We start from the raw sequence: 17,272 nt of genomic DNA on the forward strand, positions 1-17,272 counted from the left end.
TCACTGTTGCCGCTTTCCAGATGTTCGGTCATGCGGACTGAACTCTCGCAGAATAGCTTGTCACCGCCGGCGTCATGGTCAGCGCGGCCATACTCGTGACATGTATGCTGACGACGGCAGTGGCAAACGCCAGAACCGCCAGACGGTATGAGATCGGATGGCGCAGACGCATCAAAACCTGGCCGGAGAGCGACCCAAACAGGATGGCAAGCGCGATGGAGGCATAGAAGTAATGCAGGTTCCATTCGATCAGCCCGTCGACCCGATAAGCCAGCATGCCGATATAGTGCATGGCGGCAATCGAAGCGCCAACCATGGCGCCGCCGATGACGGGGGCGAAGCGCGGAAAGCCGCCAGTCATGACCACAAAGCCGATCCCGGTGCCAACAACGGCGATCACCAGCGACAGGATGGTCAGGTCGGGCAGCAGGACCAGCGGCGCGCTCGGCTCGTAGGCCAGCATGGCGACGAAATTCGCGCACCAGACCGTCGAGCCGGATGCGATTGCCACCAGAAAATGCCAACCATAGCGCGCCATGCCATGACATAGGGCGGCCTTGCAGACGAGATTGAGCGTGATCGCGGAACCCACGAGGCAGATCAGCGCTGCCAACGTTGTCAACCACGCGTCGTGCTGCGTGGCAATGGAATTGAGGACTGTCATCATGGAATGAAATGGCCCCGATAGCCTGTTGGTCAGGGCACTGGACTGCCCAAAGTGATTGGCTTGGCCTCCAGTCGGTCAATTACGATCCCTCAGAGAAACCTGGCTGTGCAAGGTCGGTCATTACAAATGCAGAAACTGAACGGGGATAGAGCAGCCGATATGCTCTCGCCTTATCAACGTATGGCGGCAAATCATGATCGCGTAACACATCTTGACCCCAGCCGGACCCAGCCCCAATCTCAGTAGCCCTTGGTTGCATAGTATTTCCTGATTAGCGGTTAACGCGAATATCAAGATTGTGATCGCAAGACAATTTTCACAAGAATGTTATACGAAACTGACAAATGTGACAGCCTCTTGGTTCTGCGCTCAAATTCCGATATTGCAGGCATCATTGATATAGTGGGGATATCGGGCATGGGCGACGGCATGGAAACGATACCATCTTCCAAGCCTTTGGAGGGTATGGCGGCGGCCAGCCCGATTGTCTTTTCCGACACTCTGGGGCTGTTTCAGCGCGCTGCCGCCCCCTGTCTCGATTTGGTTGTCGTGTTTGCAAGCCCCTGGGGGCTGGAAGAACTCTGCACCACGCGGAAGTTCTGGCGGATCATTGCCGACAGGCTGTCGAGCCGCGGTATCGCATCTCTACGCTTTGACTGGCCGGGGACCGGCGACGGGCGCGACGGCATCGACTTTTCTTCCGGCCTGGAACTCTGGCGAAAGACGCTGATCGAAGCAGCCGACAAGGCGCGGCTTTTGTCGGGCGCAAGCCGCGTGGTGGTCATCGGGCAGAGCCTTGGTGCGGCGGTTGCCGCTGAAACCGGACCGCGTATCGAAGGTCTGGAAGCGATGGCGCTGCTGGCATCGGTGATTTCCGGTCGGTTTTACACCCGCGAACTCGCGGTGTGGTCGAGCATGGTGGATGCCGATCTTGGCCTTCCCGACGCGCAGCGGATCAAGGGGGCCGTTTCCATCGCATCCCTGACGATGACGCCGGAAATTGCGACTGAAGTGAAGAAGATCAATCTCCTGTCGTTGGCTGAAAAGCCTGCGGACACGTGCCTTCTGCTTGCAAGGGCTGACCGCCCGAACGACGCGGAACTGGCCGGGCATCTTGAAAAGCTCGGCGTGGCAGTCACGGTTGAAGCCTTCACCGATTACGACAAGCTGATTTCCAACCCGGTTATTTCGCACCTGCCGTTGAATGTCGCGGATCGACTGGTCGATTGGGCAGTGGCGCTTGCGGGTTCCAGGCCCGCCCGAAACAGTGCCGATGAAACCAGCCTCGGCGGGCAGATTGCGGACGACGGCTTTGTCGAAACGCCACTGGCCTTCGGCCCCAACAATCGTCTGTCGGGTGTGCTGTGCAAACCCTTAGGCGAAAGAAAGGGACAGACGGTGCTGTTTCTGTCGTCCTCTTATGATCGGCGCGTAGGATGGGGGCGAACCACCGTCGATATGGCGCGCAGATTGGCGCGGGACGGTGTGCCGTCGCTGCGCTTCGATATCGCCAATGCTGGCGACAGCCCGCCCAATCCGGGCATGCCGGAGCAGGTGCTCTATTCCCATGGGCCGGAGGCCGATGTCGCTGACGCGCTCGATTATCTGGACGGAATCGGGCTGGGGCGTCCGGTGTTGGCCGGGCGTTGCAGCGGCGCTTTCCTCGGGCTGCATTGCGCAGTGCTGGATGAGCGGGTATCAGGTGCCGTGCTGGTCAATCCGGTGACATTCTATTGGTCGCCGGAGCTTTTGGTTGAAGATGTCGTGCGGGAGGGCAACCGGACGCTGGAAGATTACGGCAGCCGCGCCATGCGTCTCGATACGTTCAAGCGTCTGTTCCGTGGAGAACTCGATATTCGCGCTATCCTGCGCAACCTTGCGCGGGGTGTCGGCGGACGGGTGCTTGGGCTGGCGCGCAAGCTTTTGCGCAGTCGCACGGTTGAAGGCAGGGCGATCTATTCCGCTTTCGACGAATTGAAGCTGCGGCAGGTGCCGCTGACGCTGGTCTATGCCGAGAAGGACAGCGGTCGCGAGCATTTCAATTACTATTTTGATCAGGCAGGCGACAAGGTACAGGGCTTTGACAATGTGAAAGTCGCGGTCATTCCGGACGCCGATCACAATCTGACGCCGGAACATGCGCGCAGGATCTATATCGACGCTATCCGCTCGCTGGCTTTGAAAACGCCTTAGAACCAGACGGTGCGCGCCGATCCGGCAATGCGAATTTCGCCGGATGGTCTGCCTTCGAAACCTTGGCGGGGGAGAAGCGCGACACGCTTCGTCTCGCCGGGAGCGAGATGGAACCAGTTTTCCGTCGCCCGCCAGCCTTCCGCGTCGATGCTGACCGATTGCGCCAGCACGGATGTGCTCAGATCAACGAACCAGTTGCCGTTCTCTTCCACGACACTGCATTCAATTGTGGCGTCGTGAAAGGCCTTGGTGCGTCCCTGCGGAAAATGAAAGGCCTCGGCAATCGTGGCTTCGCCGCGTTTTAATCGGGCAACCGTCGCGTCATGGGCCGGAGGGCCGAAGCGGTAGGTGTATGTGGTGTCGAAAAATGCACCGAACAATTCGGTCGCTGGTATGGTGACGCCGGAACGCGGCGACAGGGAAAGATCGCGCCGACCGCTCACGACGGCTTGCGCCCCGGCGCGCAGGCAGGTGAGTTCCAGTGTCAGCTCGGCGGCACGGGCTTGTTCATTGAGCACGTGAATGGCAAGCCCGTTGACGCCTTCGTCGGTCAGGCCAACCTGTACCGGGCGAAAAGCGCGTTTCAGCCCATGCCATGCGGGTTTCGGTTCGCAAGTCGCATCGACCAAGCCCCAGCCTGCACCCGGCAACACATCCTGAAACATCCAGACCAGAGCGCCGAAACAAGTGCTTGCCGGTCGCCGCCATTCGGCAAAGGTCGCCTCCATCACTTCCGCCGTAACAGCGCGGGAAAGATGGAGATATTGCTCCATGTCCTCCCGCCGCAAGCGGGCAGGGTCGTAGCCATAGAGCATTTCCAGATAGGCATCGCGCACGTCTTCGAAATCCCACGAGACGCCGCGATCACGCGGAACACGCGCTTTCCAGCGCGAATCATGGACGGCGGGCACGTCGAGATGCGCCTTGAGCGTGCGCGCTTCTGGAACATTGGAGAAAGCCAGACTTTCGGTCGCAAAGCGCACTTCGGCGCGGCGCGCATCGTCCAGCGGTCTGCAATAGGCGCTGACGCCATAATAATGGCTGACGCCTTCATTGCTGATGAAGGGCAGCGCCCCATCGCAAGGCGAGTTTGGCACATAGGGAATCTCGGGGCAGAACTCGCGCACGACGCCAGGCAGAATTTCTTCGGTCAGCGCGCCTTTCCAGATTGTCGCGGGCAGGCCCATCATGGCGCCCTGCTGGTAAATTTCGCTGCCGCCGCATAACACAGTCAGCGAAGGTGCATGGCGAACGGCGGCAAGGAGTTGTTTGGCTTCCGTGCGCACTTTCGCGACAAAGCCTTCGTCTTTCACCGGATAGTCGAAATTGGCGAACATGAAGTCCTGCCAGACCATGATGCCGAGTTCATCGCAAAGGGCATAAAAGTCCGGCGTCTCATAAGCCGTAATGCCGCTGATGCGCAGCATGTTCATGCCCGCATCCTGCGCGAGCTGTAACCACGGTTGATAGTCCGCGCGTGCGCCTGGCAGGCGAACGATGTCGGCGGAACTCCAGACAGCGCCGCGACAAAAGACTTTCTCGCCATTGATCACCAGCGCGAAGTATTTTCCGTCCGCGCCGCGATCAACGCCGATGCGTCGAAAGCCGGTGCGGCCAAGCCGCTGCATTTCGCCATCGCGCGACAATTCCACATCGTGGAGTGTTGGCGTGCCATGAGTATGCGGCCACCATGGCTCCACGGCGGGGATGGTCAGTTTTGCCTGCCAGTGACCATCGGCGTCTCTTTCGCAGGCGACCTGCGCACCCGCGCAATGCAGGGTCAGATGTTGGGCCCTACCGTCATAGGTAAAACTGACAGTAAGTTCTCCGTCGCCGCTTTCACGAAGCGTGGATTGGATGGAAATATGGCTGACGGCTTCTGCATCAGGTCGGCTGATCGTCACCGGACGCCATGGGCCGACGGCATGAACTTCCGGGCACCAGCCCGGCATGTGGCCGAACGCAGTCGTGCGGATCAGGCGCAAGCCTTGCGTGTTCATCAATTGCGTGCGCCAGCGCGCGCGCGGTCCCTTTTGTTCCAGCCGGGGGGCAAGAGCGCGGAAACAAAGCGCCAGTTCGTCCGAACCCGTCAGCGTGACTGGCAGGTCGTGGGCGAGGAACATGCTGTCGCTAGTGTGAACCAAAACGCCGTTCAGATAGATTTCGCAGATCGAAGCAAGACCCGCAAAATGCAGCACCGCCTCACCGGGCGGCTCAGACAAGTCGAGGAAATACCACGCATCCTGATCGTGCAGCGGTGTCGGCGAAGCGCGATTGAATTGCCCGGCCTTTTCAAGTGCTTCCGCCACCGTGCCCGGAACGGGCGCATCGAGATGGCCCCCGTTGCGCGGTACGTCAGCGGGCGTTGCGGCCTCGTTGGCTGCGGTCAGGAAAAGCCGCCAGCCCTCAGCAAGCATGCGGCTTGATGCGGCTTGTTCAGGCAGCATCGCGACCAAGTTCTGTTGCAAGCGCTCCGGTCATGCGATCCCATGCATCGGCAGCAGGTAGCAGTGCATTTGCCAGCGTATCGAACTTCTTGCGCATCACGGCACGGGCAAGCTGGAACTGCACGGCCTTGGCGGTTTCGGCGATCTGGATCGCATCGGCGCTCGCCGAAGCAAAGTGCCTGCCTTCACCCAGCCATTGCAGATGGCTTGCGGCCAGTTCGAAATTCGCGCCAAGCTGGCGCAGCGTATTGAACGCATATTTGTGGAAGAAGCCGAAGGGACGCTCCGCAATGGCTTCCACCTGTGCCGGAAACACAGCGGCGAAGGCGCGGATCGGATTGTCCTTGGGTCTGCGCGCAAAGTGGCGCGGCAGCAGAATTTCCGCCACGCGCCGCTGATGCGCTTCACCGGGCACATCCTTCGGGAATTTGGCAAATTCCGTATAGGGCAGGAAGGGCAGGTCGGATTCCGTCAGATGACGCTGGAAGACACCGTCGAAATCATCCCCCTCCAGATGGTAGAAACCGCCATTATGGAAATAATCGAGCGAGCGGTTCGCAACATCCATGCGGTTGATCGCGATGGTGGTCTTGCCATGCTCGGTGCGATAGCTGACGCCATGCGTATCAGGCATGAAATAGCTGTCCATCTCCACCATGCAGAGCCGCCCGCGCGCAATCTGCTCCGCGATATGGCCTTCCACACTGTCGAAGATCGCAAGTTCCGTCGCCCGCACGCCATAGAGCGCTTCGAGGTCTTCCAGCGGCACCTTGAAGAAGGTGAACTGGTCGCCCTCGAAATCCTGCGTCAGCGTAAAGCCCAGCATGGCTTCGGGGGCGACCCGAAGCGACGCCAGCACTTCGATCCAGAGATCGACATAGCAATTGGTTTCAGGCCAGATGCGTGTCTGCGCATGCAGCGCATGCGGCGCGTAGGTTTCTGGCGAGATATGCGGAAAAACTGCCTGCATAACCTTAATCGATCCTCGTTTCACTCCGGTCGGATTATGCTTTAACCCCACAATTCGTTGCGCACGCTCTCCGGCCAAGCTTTGACGTCGAGACCGTGATGATGGAACAGCGCCAGGGCGATGCGCTCCAGTCCGAAGCCGACGCAAGCCGTATGCGCAACTTCACCGTCGTGCTGCGACAGGCCCCATTTCACGCCGAACTGGTCCTGATGATAGTTGAAGCTCATGCAGGCGGTCGGCTTTTCGGTGCTGGTGATCGGGATCAGCAGTTCGAATTTCAGGTTCTGGTCGCGCTGGTTGTTGACCAGCAAACGGCCCGCGCGTCCGAAGAAAGGATCATTCGCCACGTCGATTTCAACCGGCAGGCCGACTTTCTTCATCATGTCCGTACCGCGCTCGATCCAGAGCTGACGGAATTCCATCACATCGGCTTCGGTGCCCATACGCACATATTCGCGCATGCGGAACAGCTGCTGACGGGCAGGGTCCACCGATGGTTCATGGCGGAAGCAATAGGATTGCAGGTCATAGAGGCCGCCGCCCTGCGGCAGCGGACCGCGCTTGGCAATCGTCGGATAGAGCGGATAGCAGGCGGCGGGCGTCAGGACGATATCGGTTGCCTTCTGCTCCAGCGTCCAGTCTTGCCCTTCATCCATGCATTTGATGAGGTTGATATGGTCGAGCTCGCAGCCGCAAAAACTGTGCACCGTGCCGGCCAGCTGTGGGAAGCTCTTCATATAGCCGCTTTTTTCAAAGTAAGCGCGATTGAGGCCGGGTGGAAAGCGGATTGCTTCCGCGCCATCACCGCCGCCAGTGCGGTCAATGAGGCGCTCAAAAGCCACGATGACATCTTCAAACTGGCCGGAGCGCCCGTAAAGGCCGTCCACGCCGGTTTCGATCAGCAGTCCGGCATCGAAAAGCCGGTTGAGAAAAGATCTTTGCGCGTCCATGGCGTTATCCCAAGAGGCTTGTGTTCTGTTTGTGAATGAGCAGCATGGTCGCCGTGTTGCCGAGGATGCGCTCGTTGGAAATCATCAACTGGGCCGAATGCGCATCGCGCAAATGGCGGCCAAGGCTGTAGGGCGTGCCGTTCTTGTAGCCCATAATGCCGCACACTAGCATGGCGTGGTTGATGACCTGCAGAATGGTCTGCGATGCGGCAATCTTCAGATTGTTCATCGCGATGGCAAAGCCCATGGAGGCAAGCTTGTCGGCGTCGTGCTTCGCGTCCTTATAGGTCTTGAGGCAGGCGACGATTTCCGATTTCAACATTTGCAGCATGTTGGAGGCCTCCGCGACGCGCAAAGCGCCCGGCTGCGGTGCGCCCGGATTGCGACGCGCCGCGGCACGCACGAAAGCTTGTGCGCGGTTCACCGCATCGACGGCGATGCCGTACCAGAGCGAACTCCACAATGTGTGCGACTGGGCCAGCATGGATTGCGCGGCAATCTCGGCAAATGGATGCGGCAGGATCTGCACCTTGTCCGCTTCGCCCCGGAACACAAAGCCTTCCGAACAGGTGCCACGCATGCCAAGCGTGTCCCATTCATTGGTCTTTTCCAGCGTGTACTGGTCTTTCCGGAAAACGGTCATGACCTGATCGGACGAGGCCGCATCCTTGTGGGAGCGCGAGGTGATCAGGATGGCATCGGCATAAACGCCATAGGAAATAACCGTGGCATTCTTTTCCAGACGGCAGGTGTCGCCGTCGATTTCGATCGCGCATATGGAATTGCGCAGATCGCCGCCAATGCCGCCTTCCGTGGTCGCCGAGGCGAGCAGCAACTGCTCGTCCGAGACGTTACGCATGAAATTGCGATGCCAATCGACAGATTGCCCATGCTCCACAAGGCTGGACAGCTTGATGTGATGCATGGCGAAGATCATCGCGCTTGCAGCGCAGGATTGCCCCAGAATGCAGCAGAGTTCCGCAATCTGGTCGATCTCCGCGCTTTCGCCGCCCAGATCGCGTGACACCTGAATGCCCAGCAATCGCTCGGCTTTCATCGCATCGATGGCTTCTTGCGGAAAGCGCCCTTCCTTGTCGACGCTATCGGCAAATTTTCCGGCGATGGCTGCTACGCGACCCGCACGCTCGGAAAGACTATTCCCCCCGCCTGCATTCATTACGCGGCCTCATTATCCTTGAGGATAGTGGTGATCGTCTGTTCAATCGCGCTGATGCTCGCAAAAGATTTGCGATTGAGAAACTGGTCCGGAAATTCGATGTCAAACTTGTCTTCAAGGCCCAGCATCAGCTGCACCGAGGCAAAGGACGACAGGCCCGCCGTGTAGAGATCGGCATCGTCTGCGATTTCCGTCACAGCTATGGGCAATCCGCCCACCTTTGCCAGAATTTCCCGAATGGATTCATTCATGATTCATTTCCCCGCTCTTGGTGCGCGCGCCGACGCAAGCGTCTTCACCCGCCCACCTTTGCCTCTGATAGCTCTTGAGGTCTGCAACCCCTGCTTGAGGCGATATTAGTACCGGCAAGCCTTTATATTATGTTGACAGGACGGGGCGGCTCCCGGTCAAATATGCAAAGCGTCGCATATAGTTAAATATTAATGATCTTCGCGGGTGGAGTCTGGCCATAAAGGCAGGTTCGAAGCAAAAATTTAGTTTATATGGATGCTTGTTTTAAATTTATCGATATTCAGAACGTGGATATTCGCATTCTCTTATTGATCTAATAATATTCTTTGATAATAAAAAGAGAATTGCGAAAGTTTAATGTCCATGAAGTCTTGAAATGATCGATATCATTTACGTTATAACGCCGATATTCGCGCTCATGGCATTTGGTTTTATTGCTGTGAAAATGGGGTTCTTTCCCGCTTCTGGTGTCGGCAGTCTCATTTCCTTCGTGAATAATTTTGCCACACCCTGTCTGCTGTTCTACTCGATCACCACCAGCGACTTTCGTTCGGCCTTCGATTTCAAGATCATCGGGCCGTTTTATGCGGCGGCGCTGATCTGTTTTGTGCTGGGCATTACCATTGCCCGCAAAGTTTATGCAAATCGTCCGGGCGAGAGCGTGTCGGTCGGTTTCTCCGGCACATTCACCAACACAGTGCTGATCGGCCTGCCGATCATGACACGCGCCTATGGCGATCAGGCGCTGCCAGTCACCTTGTCCATTATCGGCCTGCACGGGGCGACCCTGCTGACGGTCGGCATGATGACGATGGAGTTGGTGCGCCGCGACGGTGAGGTTTTGAGCAAGACAATCATTGTCGCTCTGCGCCGTATTGGCTCCAACCCGCTCATCTGGGGTATTGCCACCGGCATTATCGGTTCAAGCGTTGGCCTCCGGCTGATAGAGCCTGCGGATGCGTTTTTCTCGATGATGGCGCAGTCGGTTGTGCCGGTTTCGCTGTTCGGCATCGGCGGCGCGCTGACCCAGTTCAAGCTGTCGGAAAACTGGAAACAGGCCCTCATTGCATCGATCATCAAACTGATGGTGCATCCAGCGCTAGCCTATATCCTGATGATTTGGGTGCTAAAGGTGCCAGTGGAAACCGCGCGCTATGGCGTGCTGCTGGCCGCCATGCCTGCCGGTGTGAATATCTATATATTCGCGACCTATTATAACCGCGCCTCCGGTGTGGCGGCCAATGCTATCCTCATCGGTACGGTGCTTTCAGCGGTCACCATGTCCTTCTGGCTGTATATTCTCGCAGTCTAGCGAAAGCGCATGTTTGCGCTTCACGGCTATCTCATAGCGTTCCCATCCAACCAGGACAAAGCTGGAAGCCACGATCAGCAGGGCGCCCACGAAGACGTTTGCAGCCGGGATTTCCGCCCAGATGGCATAGCCATAGATAAAGGCCCAAATGAGGCCGGTATATTCCACAGGCGCAAGTGCGGATGCGGGTGCGTGGCGGAAACCTTCATAAAGAAGATATTGGCCAAGCGTTGCGATCAGGCCGAGGCCAAACATGAGCGCCCAGCCCATCGCGTCCGGCCATTGCCATATCCACGGAAAGGAAACTGCACAGGCGATGCCGAAGATCAGGCTGGTCGCGAACATCTGTGTCAGCGTTGTCTCGCTGCGGCTGACGAGCCGGATCAGGATTGTGCTCCATGCCCAGCAAAAGCCGGCTACCACGCACATGATGGCAGGTATCAGGTTGGGCGAATGGCCCGGATTGGCCGCAATAAGCACTCCGACAAAACCGCCAAAACAGGCGATCCAGCGCCCAGTTCCAATGCGTTCCTTTAAAACGAGAATGGACAGGAACATGACCATGATCGGCGCAGAAAAATAGAGCGTGGTCAGTTCAGCAAGGCCAAGGAACTTGGCTGCATTGTAGAACAGCAGCCATGCCAACAGCATCAGTCCGGCGCGCAGCACAAGCGTGCCGCGATAGGGGCTGTGCATGATTGACGGGTGACGATAATAGCGCACCAGAGCGCCGGTAATCACCACAATGACCAGACTGCGCATGAAGAGGATTTGCGGGACTGCGTAGCTGGCAACAAGCCACTTGACCAGCGCATCCTGCAAGGCAAAGCAGGCATAGCCAGCCGATGCCAGCGCTATCCCGACCAGCGGCTTTGTTTCCTGCATGCCCGTTGACATAATGACCCGCCGAACCCGTGTTTATCAAGCGAGCAGTTACTCCCGGAGCGGGGCAATGTCATGTCAAAAATAATGATCGATTGATCAGGGTTCGTGACAGGACTCGGTTACAACGGCCTTCCACTCATGCGCGCAGTAATATTCGAATTTTCATGCAAGGGTAGAATTTGTCTTATGAAGATAGTGTAAAATACGACATATGCCGTATTTTTTAAAAGTTCTTGTATGTCTATTCAATGTTCTCTTGTCGCCAATACATTTTAGTGACAAATAAACTAAGTGGTTCGGGGCAAGGGGGACGTTGTGCGGTTGGGGACATTCGCAGGGGCGCTTAGCGCGTCGGGATGGCGCTATCTTTGTGCGATGCTGCTGGGGCTTTTTGCCTTGTTATCCAGTTCGGTGGCTGCTCAGTCCGCACCGACGGTCGACCCGGTAAGACACATCATATATATGAATATGTCTATCGTTGGCATGTTTACGGCGACTGGAAGCGGAGCCGTAAGTTATTCGATTGAATCGGCCCCGCTGCACGGCACCATTACTTTGGATTCTGGCAGTGGAAATTATCAATATACACCAGCAATAAATTTCACGGGTGTTGATATATTCACGTACCGAGTAACGGACGATACTGGAAGTGCTTCAAATACAGTAACAATTACCGTATTGGGGCAAACTCCGACAGTAACCTCGGTAACCGTTCCGAGACCCGGTTACTACAAAGCCGGCGACAAGTTGAACTTCGTCGTGAATTTTGATGATTTCTTTTCCGTAACAGGAACTCCGTATATACCAATCGTTATAGGCACAACCGTGAGAAATGCGGTTTCTGCATCAGGAAATGTAAGCAGCAATACCCTAACTTTCTCGTATACTGTCCAGCCTGGCGACATTGACACAGACGGGATTAGCATTGGGCCCGCGATAGTTTTGAACGGCGGGACAATCGAGACCAACGCGGGGCAGCCAGCCGATCTTACACTCAACAATGTTGGCGCCACATCTGGGGTGTTGGTCAGCACCGCAGGACCCACAGTGGTAATTTCGACTTCGTCGATACCGTCCGATCCTGTTCAACGTTTTACTGTGACATTTTCTGAGGCGGTCACCGGGCTGACGCTAAACGATTTTGTTCTTAGCCCAACGGGAACTGTTGCGGCAATCGCTAGCAATTTGGTAACAAGCGACAATGTAGTCTATGCTTTTGACGTTCATGTAACGGGTAGCGGTTCTCTGAGCGTGCACTTGCCAGTCGGAGTTGTCGAAAGTAAGTATGGAAATCCCAACAATCCGTCTCTAACATTGATGGTATCTATACTGCGATCGTCAAACGCAGATTTGCAGAGTCTCATCCCCAGCACAGGTACTTTAACGCCCGCCTTTGCTCCCAACACAAACGCATACACGTTGAATGTCGCAAACGATGTCGAGAACATTTCGTTCAGGCCATCCCTTGCAGATGTCAACGCAACGGCTGTCGTAAATGGGGTTTCAACGCCCAATGGGACCGCCAGCGCGGCAATTCCATTGGTGGTCGGGAGTAACATGGTTACGACGACTGTAACCGCGCAGGATGGAACCACCACGAAGAGCTATACGGTCAATGTCATCCGCGCGCAGTCCGGCAATGCCGATCTGGTGGGGCTTGTTCCAAGTGCCGGAAGCCTTGACCCTGCATTTTCGCCGAACGCGACGACTTACGCGCTGGCGGTTCCAACCGAAACAGCGTCATTACGACTGACCCCCACTTCGGCTGACCCGACAGCAACCATCACGGTCAATGGAGCAGCCGTGTCCTCTGGTAGCGCAAGCAGCGCACTGCAATTGGGTATCGGCAATACGACCCTGGTGGTTGTCGTCACGGCGCAGAATGGAACAACACGCAGCTATACGGTGAATGTCACGCGCGCTGTGTCGGCGGATGCAACGCTCGCTAGCCTTGTTCCGAGCGTCGGATCACTCGACCCGGCATTTGACAAGGAGACGCTCAGCTATTCTGTGAACGTCGAGAATAGTGTCGAGAGCATTTCCTTCGCGCCAACCGTTTCCGAGCCTTCCGCCCGGGTAAGCGTTGCAGGAAGCAGCGTTGCGTCTGGAAGTTCAAGCAGTCCCATAGGGCTGGCTATCGGGTCGAACACAGTTTCGATTGATGTAACTGCGCCGAGCGGCGCCAGTCGCAGCTATACGGTCGTGGTCAACCGTGCGGCCATGGTTTTCCCCGACCCGACACTCGATCCGAACGTAATCGGCTTGTTGAACGCACAGACAAGTGCCGCGAGACGTTTTGCGCAAGTTCAAACCCGGAATTTCCAAAACAGGCTTGAGCAATTGCACGACGAAGGCGACCGGAGAAAATCAAGCCTCGGCGTGCGACTGGGCGGTCCCTCGTCCACACCGCAACCGGAAGACCCAACCAATCCCTCTTCGTCAGCATCGTCGACAGGGATTTCGCCTCTCGGTTATGCCCCCGAAAAGCGCAATAGTTTTCCGGGCAAGGCTATCGGCTTGAAAGAGCCGGAGCAGCCTTCGCCGACTATAGACCCAGACCTGGGACCATTCGCCTTGTGGAGCAGTGGTTTTGTGAATTTCGGTCAGCGTGATAGCGGCAAGCTCGATCTGGACTATACGCTTGTTGGTGTAAGCGGCGGCATCGACTACCGGTTCTCGGAACGCTTTGTGGCGGGTTTTGGTGTCGGATACGGGCGGGATCGCACAGATATTGGTGACGAGGGCACCGAAAGCCGCGCCAATGCCTATAGCGCCGCTGTCTATGGCAGTTTCAAACCGATCGACAATTTCTTTATCGATGCGCTCGTCGGCGGCAGCATTCTGGATTTTGACGCAACCCGTTTCATCACGACAGACGGAAGTTTGACCGACGGCAAACGTGACGGCAATCAGTTGTTCGGGTCCTTGACGGCTGCTTACGAATTTCGTCGGGAGACATGGCTTGTCTCACCCTATGGCCGGATGGAAATGTCGCGATCCTGGCTTGATGGCTACGCCGAAAGAGGAGACAGCATCTACCGGCTGACCTATGGCGATCAGACCGTGGACACTGTCACGGGTGTGATTGGTCTGCGTGCCAATTATGCCATCGACTACAACTGGGGCCGTTTGACACCCGGTGTGCGGGCAGAATACGCGCATGATTTTCAGGGTTCCAGCCGGGCCGCCATCGGATACAGCGCGCTTGGCGGGCTTCCTTATGCGCTCGACATCGAAGGCGAGAGCAGCGACAGCGGAAACGTCGGTCTGTCGCTTGATTTCAGTTTCGAGAATGCCTGGACCACCGGCCTCGAATATCGAACCGGCTTCGGCGGTTCTGGCGCGCGCGATCACGCCTTTGCCCTGCGGGTTGGTGCGAAGTTCTGATAAAAGCAGCCGGATGGCCGCTTTTATTGTATGCCGCTTATCGCTTTCATTTCAGGGAACAAAAGTTGGATAGCTCCATTTATAAGGTGAGCAATTATTAGCCGGATGCACTATGGACCGTTATGGTGGGGTTCCTAATCGAAATCTGCCGTTGAACGCAGCGAATTCCAGGTTGCAGACTTTGGCCGTGATGGCCGGAGTTATTGCTGTATTCTATTTCGCAAAAGATGTTTTCCTGCCGCTGGCCATAGCGATTTTGCTGACCTTCATGCTTGCGCCGATTGTCGCCTTTCTTCGGCGGCTGCGGCTGCCGAGGTTGGTGGCAATTATCACCAGCGTTGCCGGGGGCTTCCTGATCATCGCAATTTTCAGCGCGATCCTGGCCTTTCAGGTCACGGAGGTCGGGCAGAACATTGCGACCTACCAATACAATATCATTGAAAAGATCCGAAACCTGAAGAAGGCAGGCACGGAAGGCGGGATTATCGACCGTTTGAACCGTTTCGCCGAAAGGGTGGGAGCCGAGATCAATAGTCCGCAAGAAAAGCCGGAGGTTCCGGGTATCGATCCAGAGCCGCAGAGAAAGCCTGTTCTGGTCGAGATATTCTCGCGTCGCAGCCCAATCGAAACGCTGGAAAACATTATAGGGCCGCTGATCAGCCCATTGGCTACAACTGGTCTCGTGATCGTGGTCGTTGTGTTTATGCTGCTTGAAAGGGAGGAGCTGCGCGACAGGTTCATCCGGCTTGTTGGCTATGGCGATTTGCATCGAACTACCGAAGCCCTTCAGGAAGCTGGTAGTCGCGTTGGCCAATATCTGCTCACGCAGCTCATGGTCAACATCGCTTATGGTGTTCCATTGGGCATCGGCTTGTGGTTGCTTGGTATACCCAATGCCCTCTTGTGGGGCATGCTCGCCATTGTCTTGAGATTTGTCCCCTATATCGGACCTGTCATTGCAGCCGTCATGCCGATATTCCTGGCCTTTGCGGTTTCGCCCGGCTGGACATTGCTCATCTGCACCATCGCGCTTTTCATCGTTGTGGAGCTCATCAGCAACAACGTCATCGAACCGTGGCTTTATGGGTCCAGAACAGGGCTGTCGCCTCTTGCAATCATCGTATCTGCAATTTTCTGGGCGTGGCTATGGGGCCCTGTGGGGCTGGTACTATCAACGCCATTGACGGTTTGTCTGGTTGTCTTAGGCCGGCACGTGCCGCAGTTTGAATTCTTCGAGATACTGTTCGGCGACGAACCTGTCCTTGACCCCGAGGAGAGGCTCTATCAACGCCTGCTTGCTGGAGACCCTATCGAGGCTACAGATAACGCGGAAGAAATCCTGGAAGAGAAGTTTCTGGTCGAATATTATGGTGCCGTCGCCATTCCCGCGCTTCTTCTTGCCGAGCAGGACAGGGCGCGCGGGGCGCTGAATGAAAAGCAGTTGAAAGACGTTACCAGCAGCGCGAACATGCTCGTTGCCAATCTTCGCATGATTGCACACGAAGAACTGGACAATGACGAAGATGTGACAGTCGATGCGACCACTAAGGAAAAAGCCAAGGTCGAACTTCCATCTGGAAATGGAAGAACCATCGTTTGTATCGGCGGCCATGATGCTCTTGACGACATAACCGCCGAAATGGTGGCGCAGGTCCTGTCTGTTCAGGGTGCGCGCGCCACTGTCATCGACCATGCGGGATTGTTGCCAAGCCAGTTAAAAAGGGAAGCGGTCGCCGAGGCCTCGGCTATCGTGATTTGTTATCTGAATGTTGAATCTGCAACACGCGGAAGGTTCTCTATCCGCAGGTTGAGGCGCCTCAACCCAGATGCCTTGATCGGCGTTGCCATATGGTCGCCTGAAGAGATGGGAGAGAACAAAGAAAACGCTGAACTTCAAAATAGAATACAGGCGGACTTTGTTGCCTCCAAGATCATTGACGTTGTGATCAACTGTCTTGGGGATGGAGAACCACCGAAGCTGCGATTGTCCGAACCCTCAAATGATAGGCAACGCGTGTGAAAGGTATAGGCTCGCCTTTGAGTGAAGGGCAATAACACCCAGGTTCATTGGAACGTGGTGGTCAGAGAAGTTGAATGCCCTGCTCCTCCTGTTACGCACACGCGTAATCACGAACCTGACGCGACCCCACAACTACATATTATGCTGTTCCACATATGTCTGATGGCAGTGAAACTGGGCCATGACGCTCACGGCTATGGAGCGGATTTTAGTATCCACCGATTTCGTTATTGTATCTTCCGTGGATCCTCACCAACACATTAATTCATTTCATTAAGGATTATACAAATGGATACGAGTTTTATTGGTTCTGTCATTCAAGCCCTACCGGTCGAAGATATGATCGGCGGCCCGCTGCAGGCCATGATTAAGGCTCAGCTGCAGGCGAGCCACAGTTATGCAGACTTTCTACTACAGGTATGTATTAAAGACGGCGTCGCGCACGCCGTTCAGTTCGATTACGAAGAAACTGTGGTCGACGAGAAAGATGGTACTCCATCTCTGCTTAAAAAGACCATGCGTATTCCTCTGCTTGCAGTTATTGCTCACCCCAATATTTGCATTGAAGAGGGTACTATTGATTTTGAGCTGGAAGTCAGTCAGGCCGAAAAATCCCTAAGCTCGACAGATGCTTCTGCACAGGCCGAAGGCAGCATTGGTTGGGGGCCCTTCAGCGTTAAAATGTCGGGTCGCGTATCGCACAAATCGGAGCAAACGCGATCCACGGATACGCGAGCGAAGTATAGCATTCATACCCAGGTGAAGCGTCAGCCTGCACCGGAAGCGCTGCAGCGAGTCATCGATTTCCTCACAGACGCTGCCATCAAGCCTGTGAAGCTAAAAGACGCCAAACCGGGCGATTTCCCGCCCACTGATAAGAGCGGCGGCGGCAAAAGCAAAGATCAAGGTGGCGGCAAAACCGATGAACAAGGTGGCGACAAAAAATAGAAATAACTATATGTATATATAAATTATATCAAGAATTTTAAAATATAATCGAGTTGAGAAGGTC

The 17,272-nt window shown here is 56.0% G+C and carries 12 protein-coding genes; 5 read left to right on the plus strand and 7 right to left on the minus strand.

Annotated features, from left to right (window positions below; all coding sequences use genetic code 11):
- Positions 1-28: 28 nt before the first annotated feature.
- Positions 29-667, minus strand: coding sequence for an MHYT domain-containing protein (locus tag JAU75_RS08540; protein ID WP_199056100.1), 639 nt, complete (start codon positions 665-667; stop codon positions 29-31).
- A 417-nt stretch (positions 668-1,084) separates the two neighbouring features.
- Here JAU75_RS08540 and JAU75_RS08545 point away from each other — a divergent pair, with 417 nt between their 5' ends.
- On the plus strand, positions 1,085-2,860 hold the full coding sequence (locus tag JAU75_RS08545; protein WP_199056101.1) for an alpha/beta fold hydrolase: 1,776 nt from the start codon (positions 1,085-1,087) through the stop codon (positions 2,858-2,860).
- Here the strand turns inward: JAU75_RS08545 and JAU75_RS08550 are convergent.
- From JAU75_RS08550 to JAU75_RS08570, 5 genes are read right to left on the minus strand one after another with little or no spacing between them, the layout of a single operon-like run.
- Complete coding sequence (locus tag JAU75_RS08550; RefSeq protein ID WP_199056309.1) at positions 2,857-5,307, minus strand: glycoside hydrolase family 2 protein; 2,451 nt, start codon at positions 5,305-5,307, stop codon at positions 2,857-2,859. The two genes, JAU75_RS08545 and JAU75_RS08550, sit on opposite strands and share 4 nt — an antisense overlap.
- On the minus strand, positions 5,297-6,277 hold the full coding sequence (locus JAU75_RS08555; protein ID WP_199056102.1) for a DUF1839 family protein: 981 nt from the start codon (positions 6,275-6,277) through the stop codon (positions 5,297-5,299). The genes JAU75_RS08550 and JAU75_RS08555 overlap by 11 nt, the downstream gene beginning before the upstream one ends.
- Positions 6,278-6,318: 41 nt before the next feature.
- Positions 6,319-7,227, minus strand: a complete 909-nt coding sequence (locus tag JAU75_RS08560) for an amino acid--[acyl-carrier-protein] ligase (protein ID WP_199056103.1) — start codon at positions 7,225-7,227, stop codon at positions 6,319-6,321.
- 4 nt (positions 7,228-7,231) lie between these two features.
- Positions 7,232-8,404 (minus strand): acyl-CoA dehydrogenase family protein, encoded by a 1,173-nt coding sequence (locus JAU75_RS08565; RefSeq protein WP_199056104.1) that lies wholly within the window; start codon positions 8,402-8,404, stop codon positions 7,232-7,234.
- Complete coding sequence (locus tag JAU75_RS08570) at positions 8,404-8,655, minus strand: acyl carrier protein (RefSeq protein WP_199056105.1); 252 nt, start codon at positions 8,653-8,655, stop codon at positions 8,404-8,406. The genes JAU75_RS08565 and JAU75_RS08570 overlap by 1 nt, the downstream gene beginning before the upstream one ends.
- A 377-nt stretch (positions 8,656-9,032) precedes the next feature.
- Here JAU75_RS08570 and JAU75_RS08575 point away from each other — a divergent pair, with 377 nt between their 5' ends.
- Positions 9,033-9,968: an AEC family transporter gene (locus JAU75_RS08575; RefSeq protein WP_199056106.1), complete on the plus strand. Its 936-nt coding sequence runs from the start codon at positions 9,033-9,035 to the stop codon at positions 9,966-9,968.
- Here the strand turns inward: JAU75_RS08575 and JAU75_RS08580 are convergent.
- On the minus strand, positions 9,924-10,865 hold the full coding sequence (locus tag JAU75_RS08580; protein WP_199056107.1) for a DMT family transporter: 942 nt from the start codon (positions 10,863-10,865) through the stop codon (positions 9,924-9,926). The genes JAU75_RS08575 and JAU75_RS08580 overlap by 45 nt on opposite strands.
- A gap of 471 nt (positions 10,866-11,336) precedes the next feature.
- Between JAU75_RS08580 and JAU75_RS08585 the strand changes: the two genes are divergently transcribed.
- The 3 genes from JAU75_RS08585 to JAU75_RS08595 all read left to right on the plus strand — a co-directional run bounded on the left by JAU75_RS08585 (position 11,337) and on the right by JAU75_RS08595 (position 17,208).
- A complete protein-coding gene (locus tag JAU75_RS08585) occupies positions 11,337-14,240 on the plus strand; it encodes a cadherin-like beta sandwich domain-containing protein (RefSeq protein WP_371836140.1) in 2,904 nt (967 codons plus the stop codon).
- 112 nt (positions 14,241-14,352) lie between these two features.
- Positions 14,353-16,260, plus strand: a complete 1,908-nt coding sequence (locus JAU75_RS08590) for an AI-2E family transporter (RefSeq protein WP_199056109.1) — start codon at positions 14,353-14,355, stop codon at positions 16,258-16,260.
- Between the two features lie 288 nt (positions 16,261-16,548).
- Entirely contained in the window at positions 16,549-17,208 is a 660-nt protein-coding gene (locus JAU75_RS08595) for a DUF2589 domain-containing protein (RefSeq protein WP_199056110.1), read from the plus strand.
- Positions 17,209-17,272 lie beyond the last annotated feature (64 nt).

It is taken from the genome of Ochrobactrum sp. Q0168 (assembly GCF_016427605.1).
GTDB lineage: Bacteria > Pseudomonadota > Alphaproteobacteria > Rhizobiales > Rhizobiaceae > Brucella.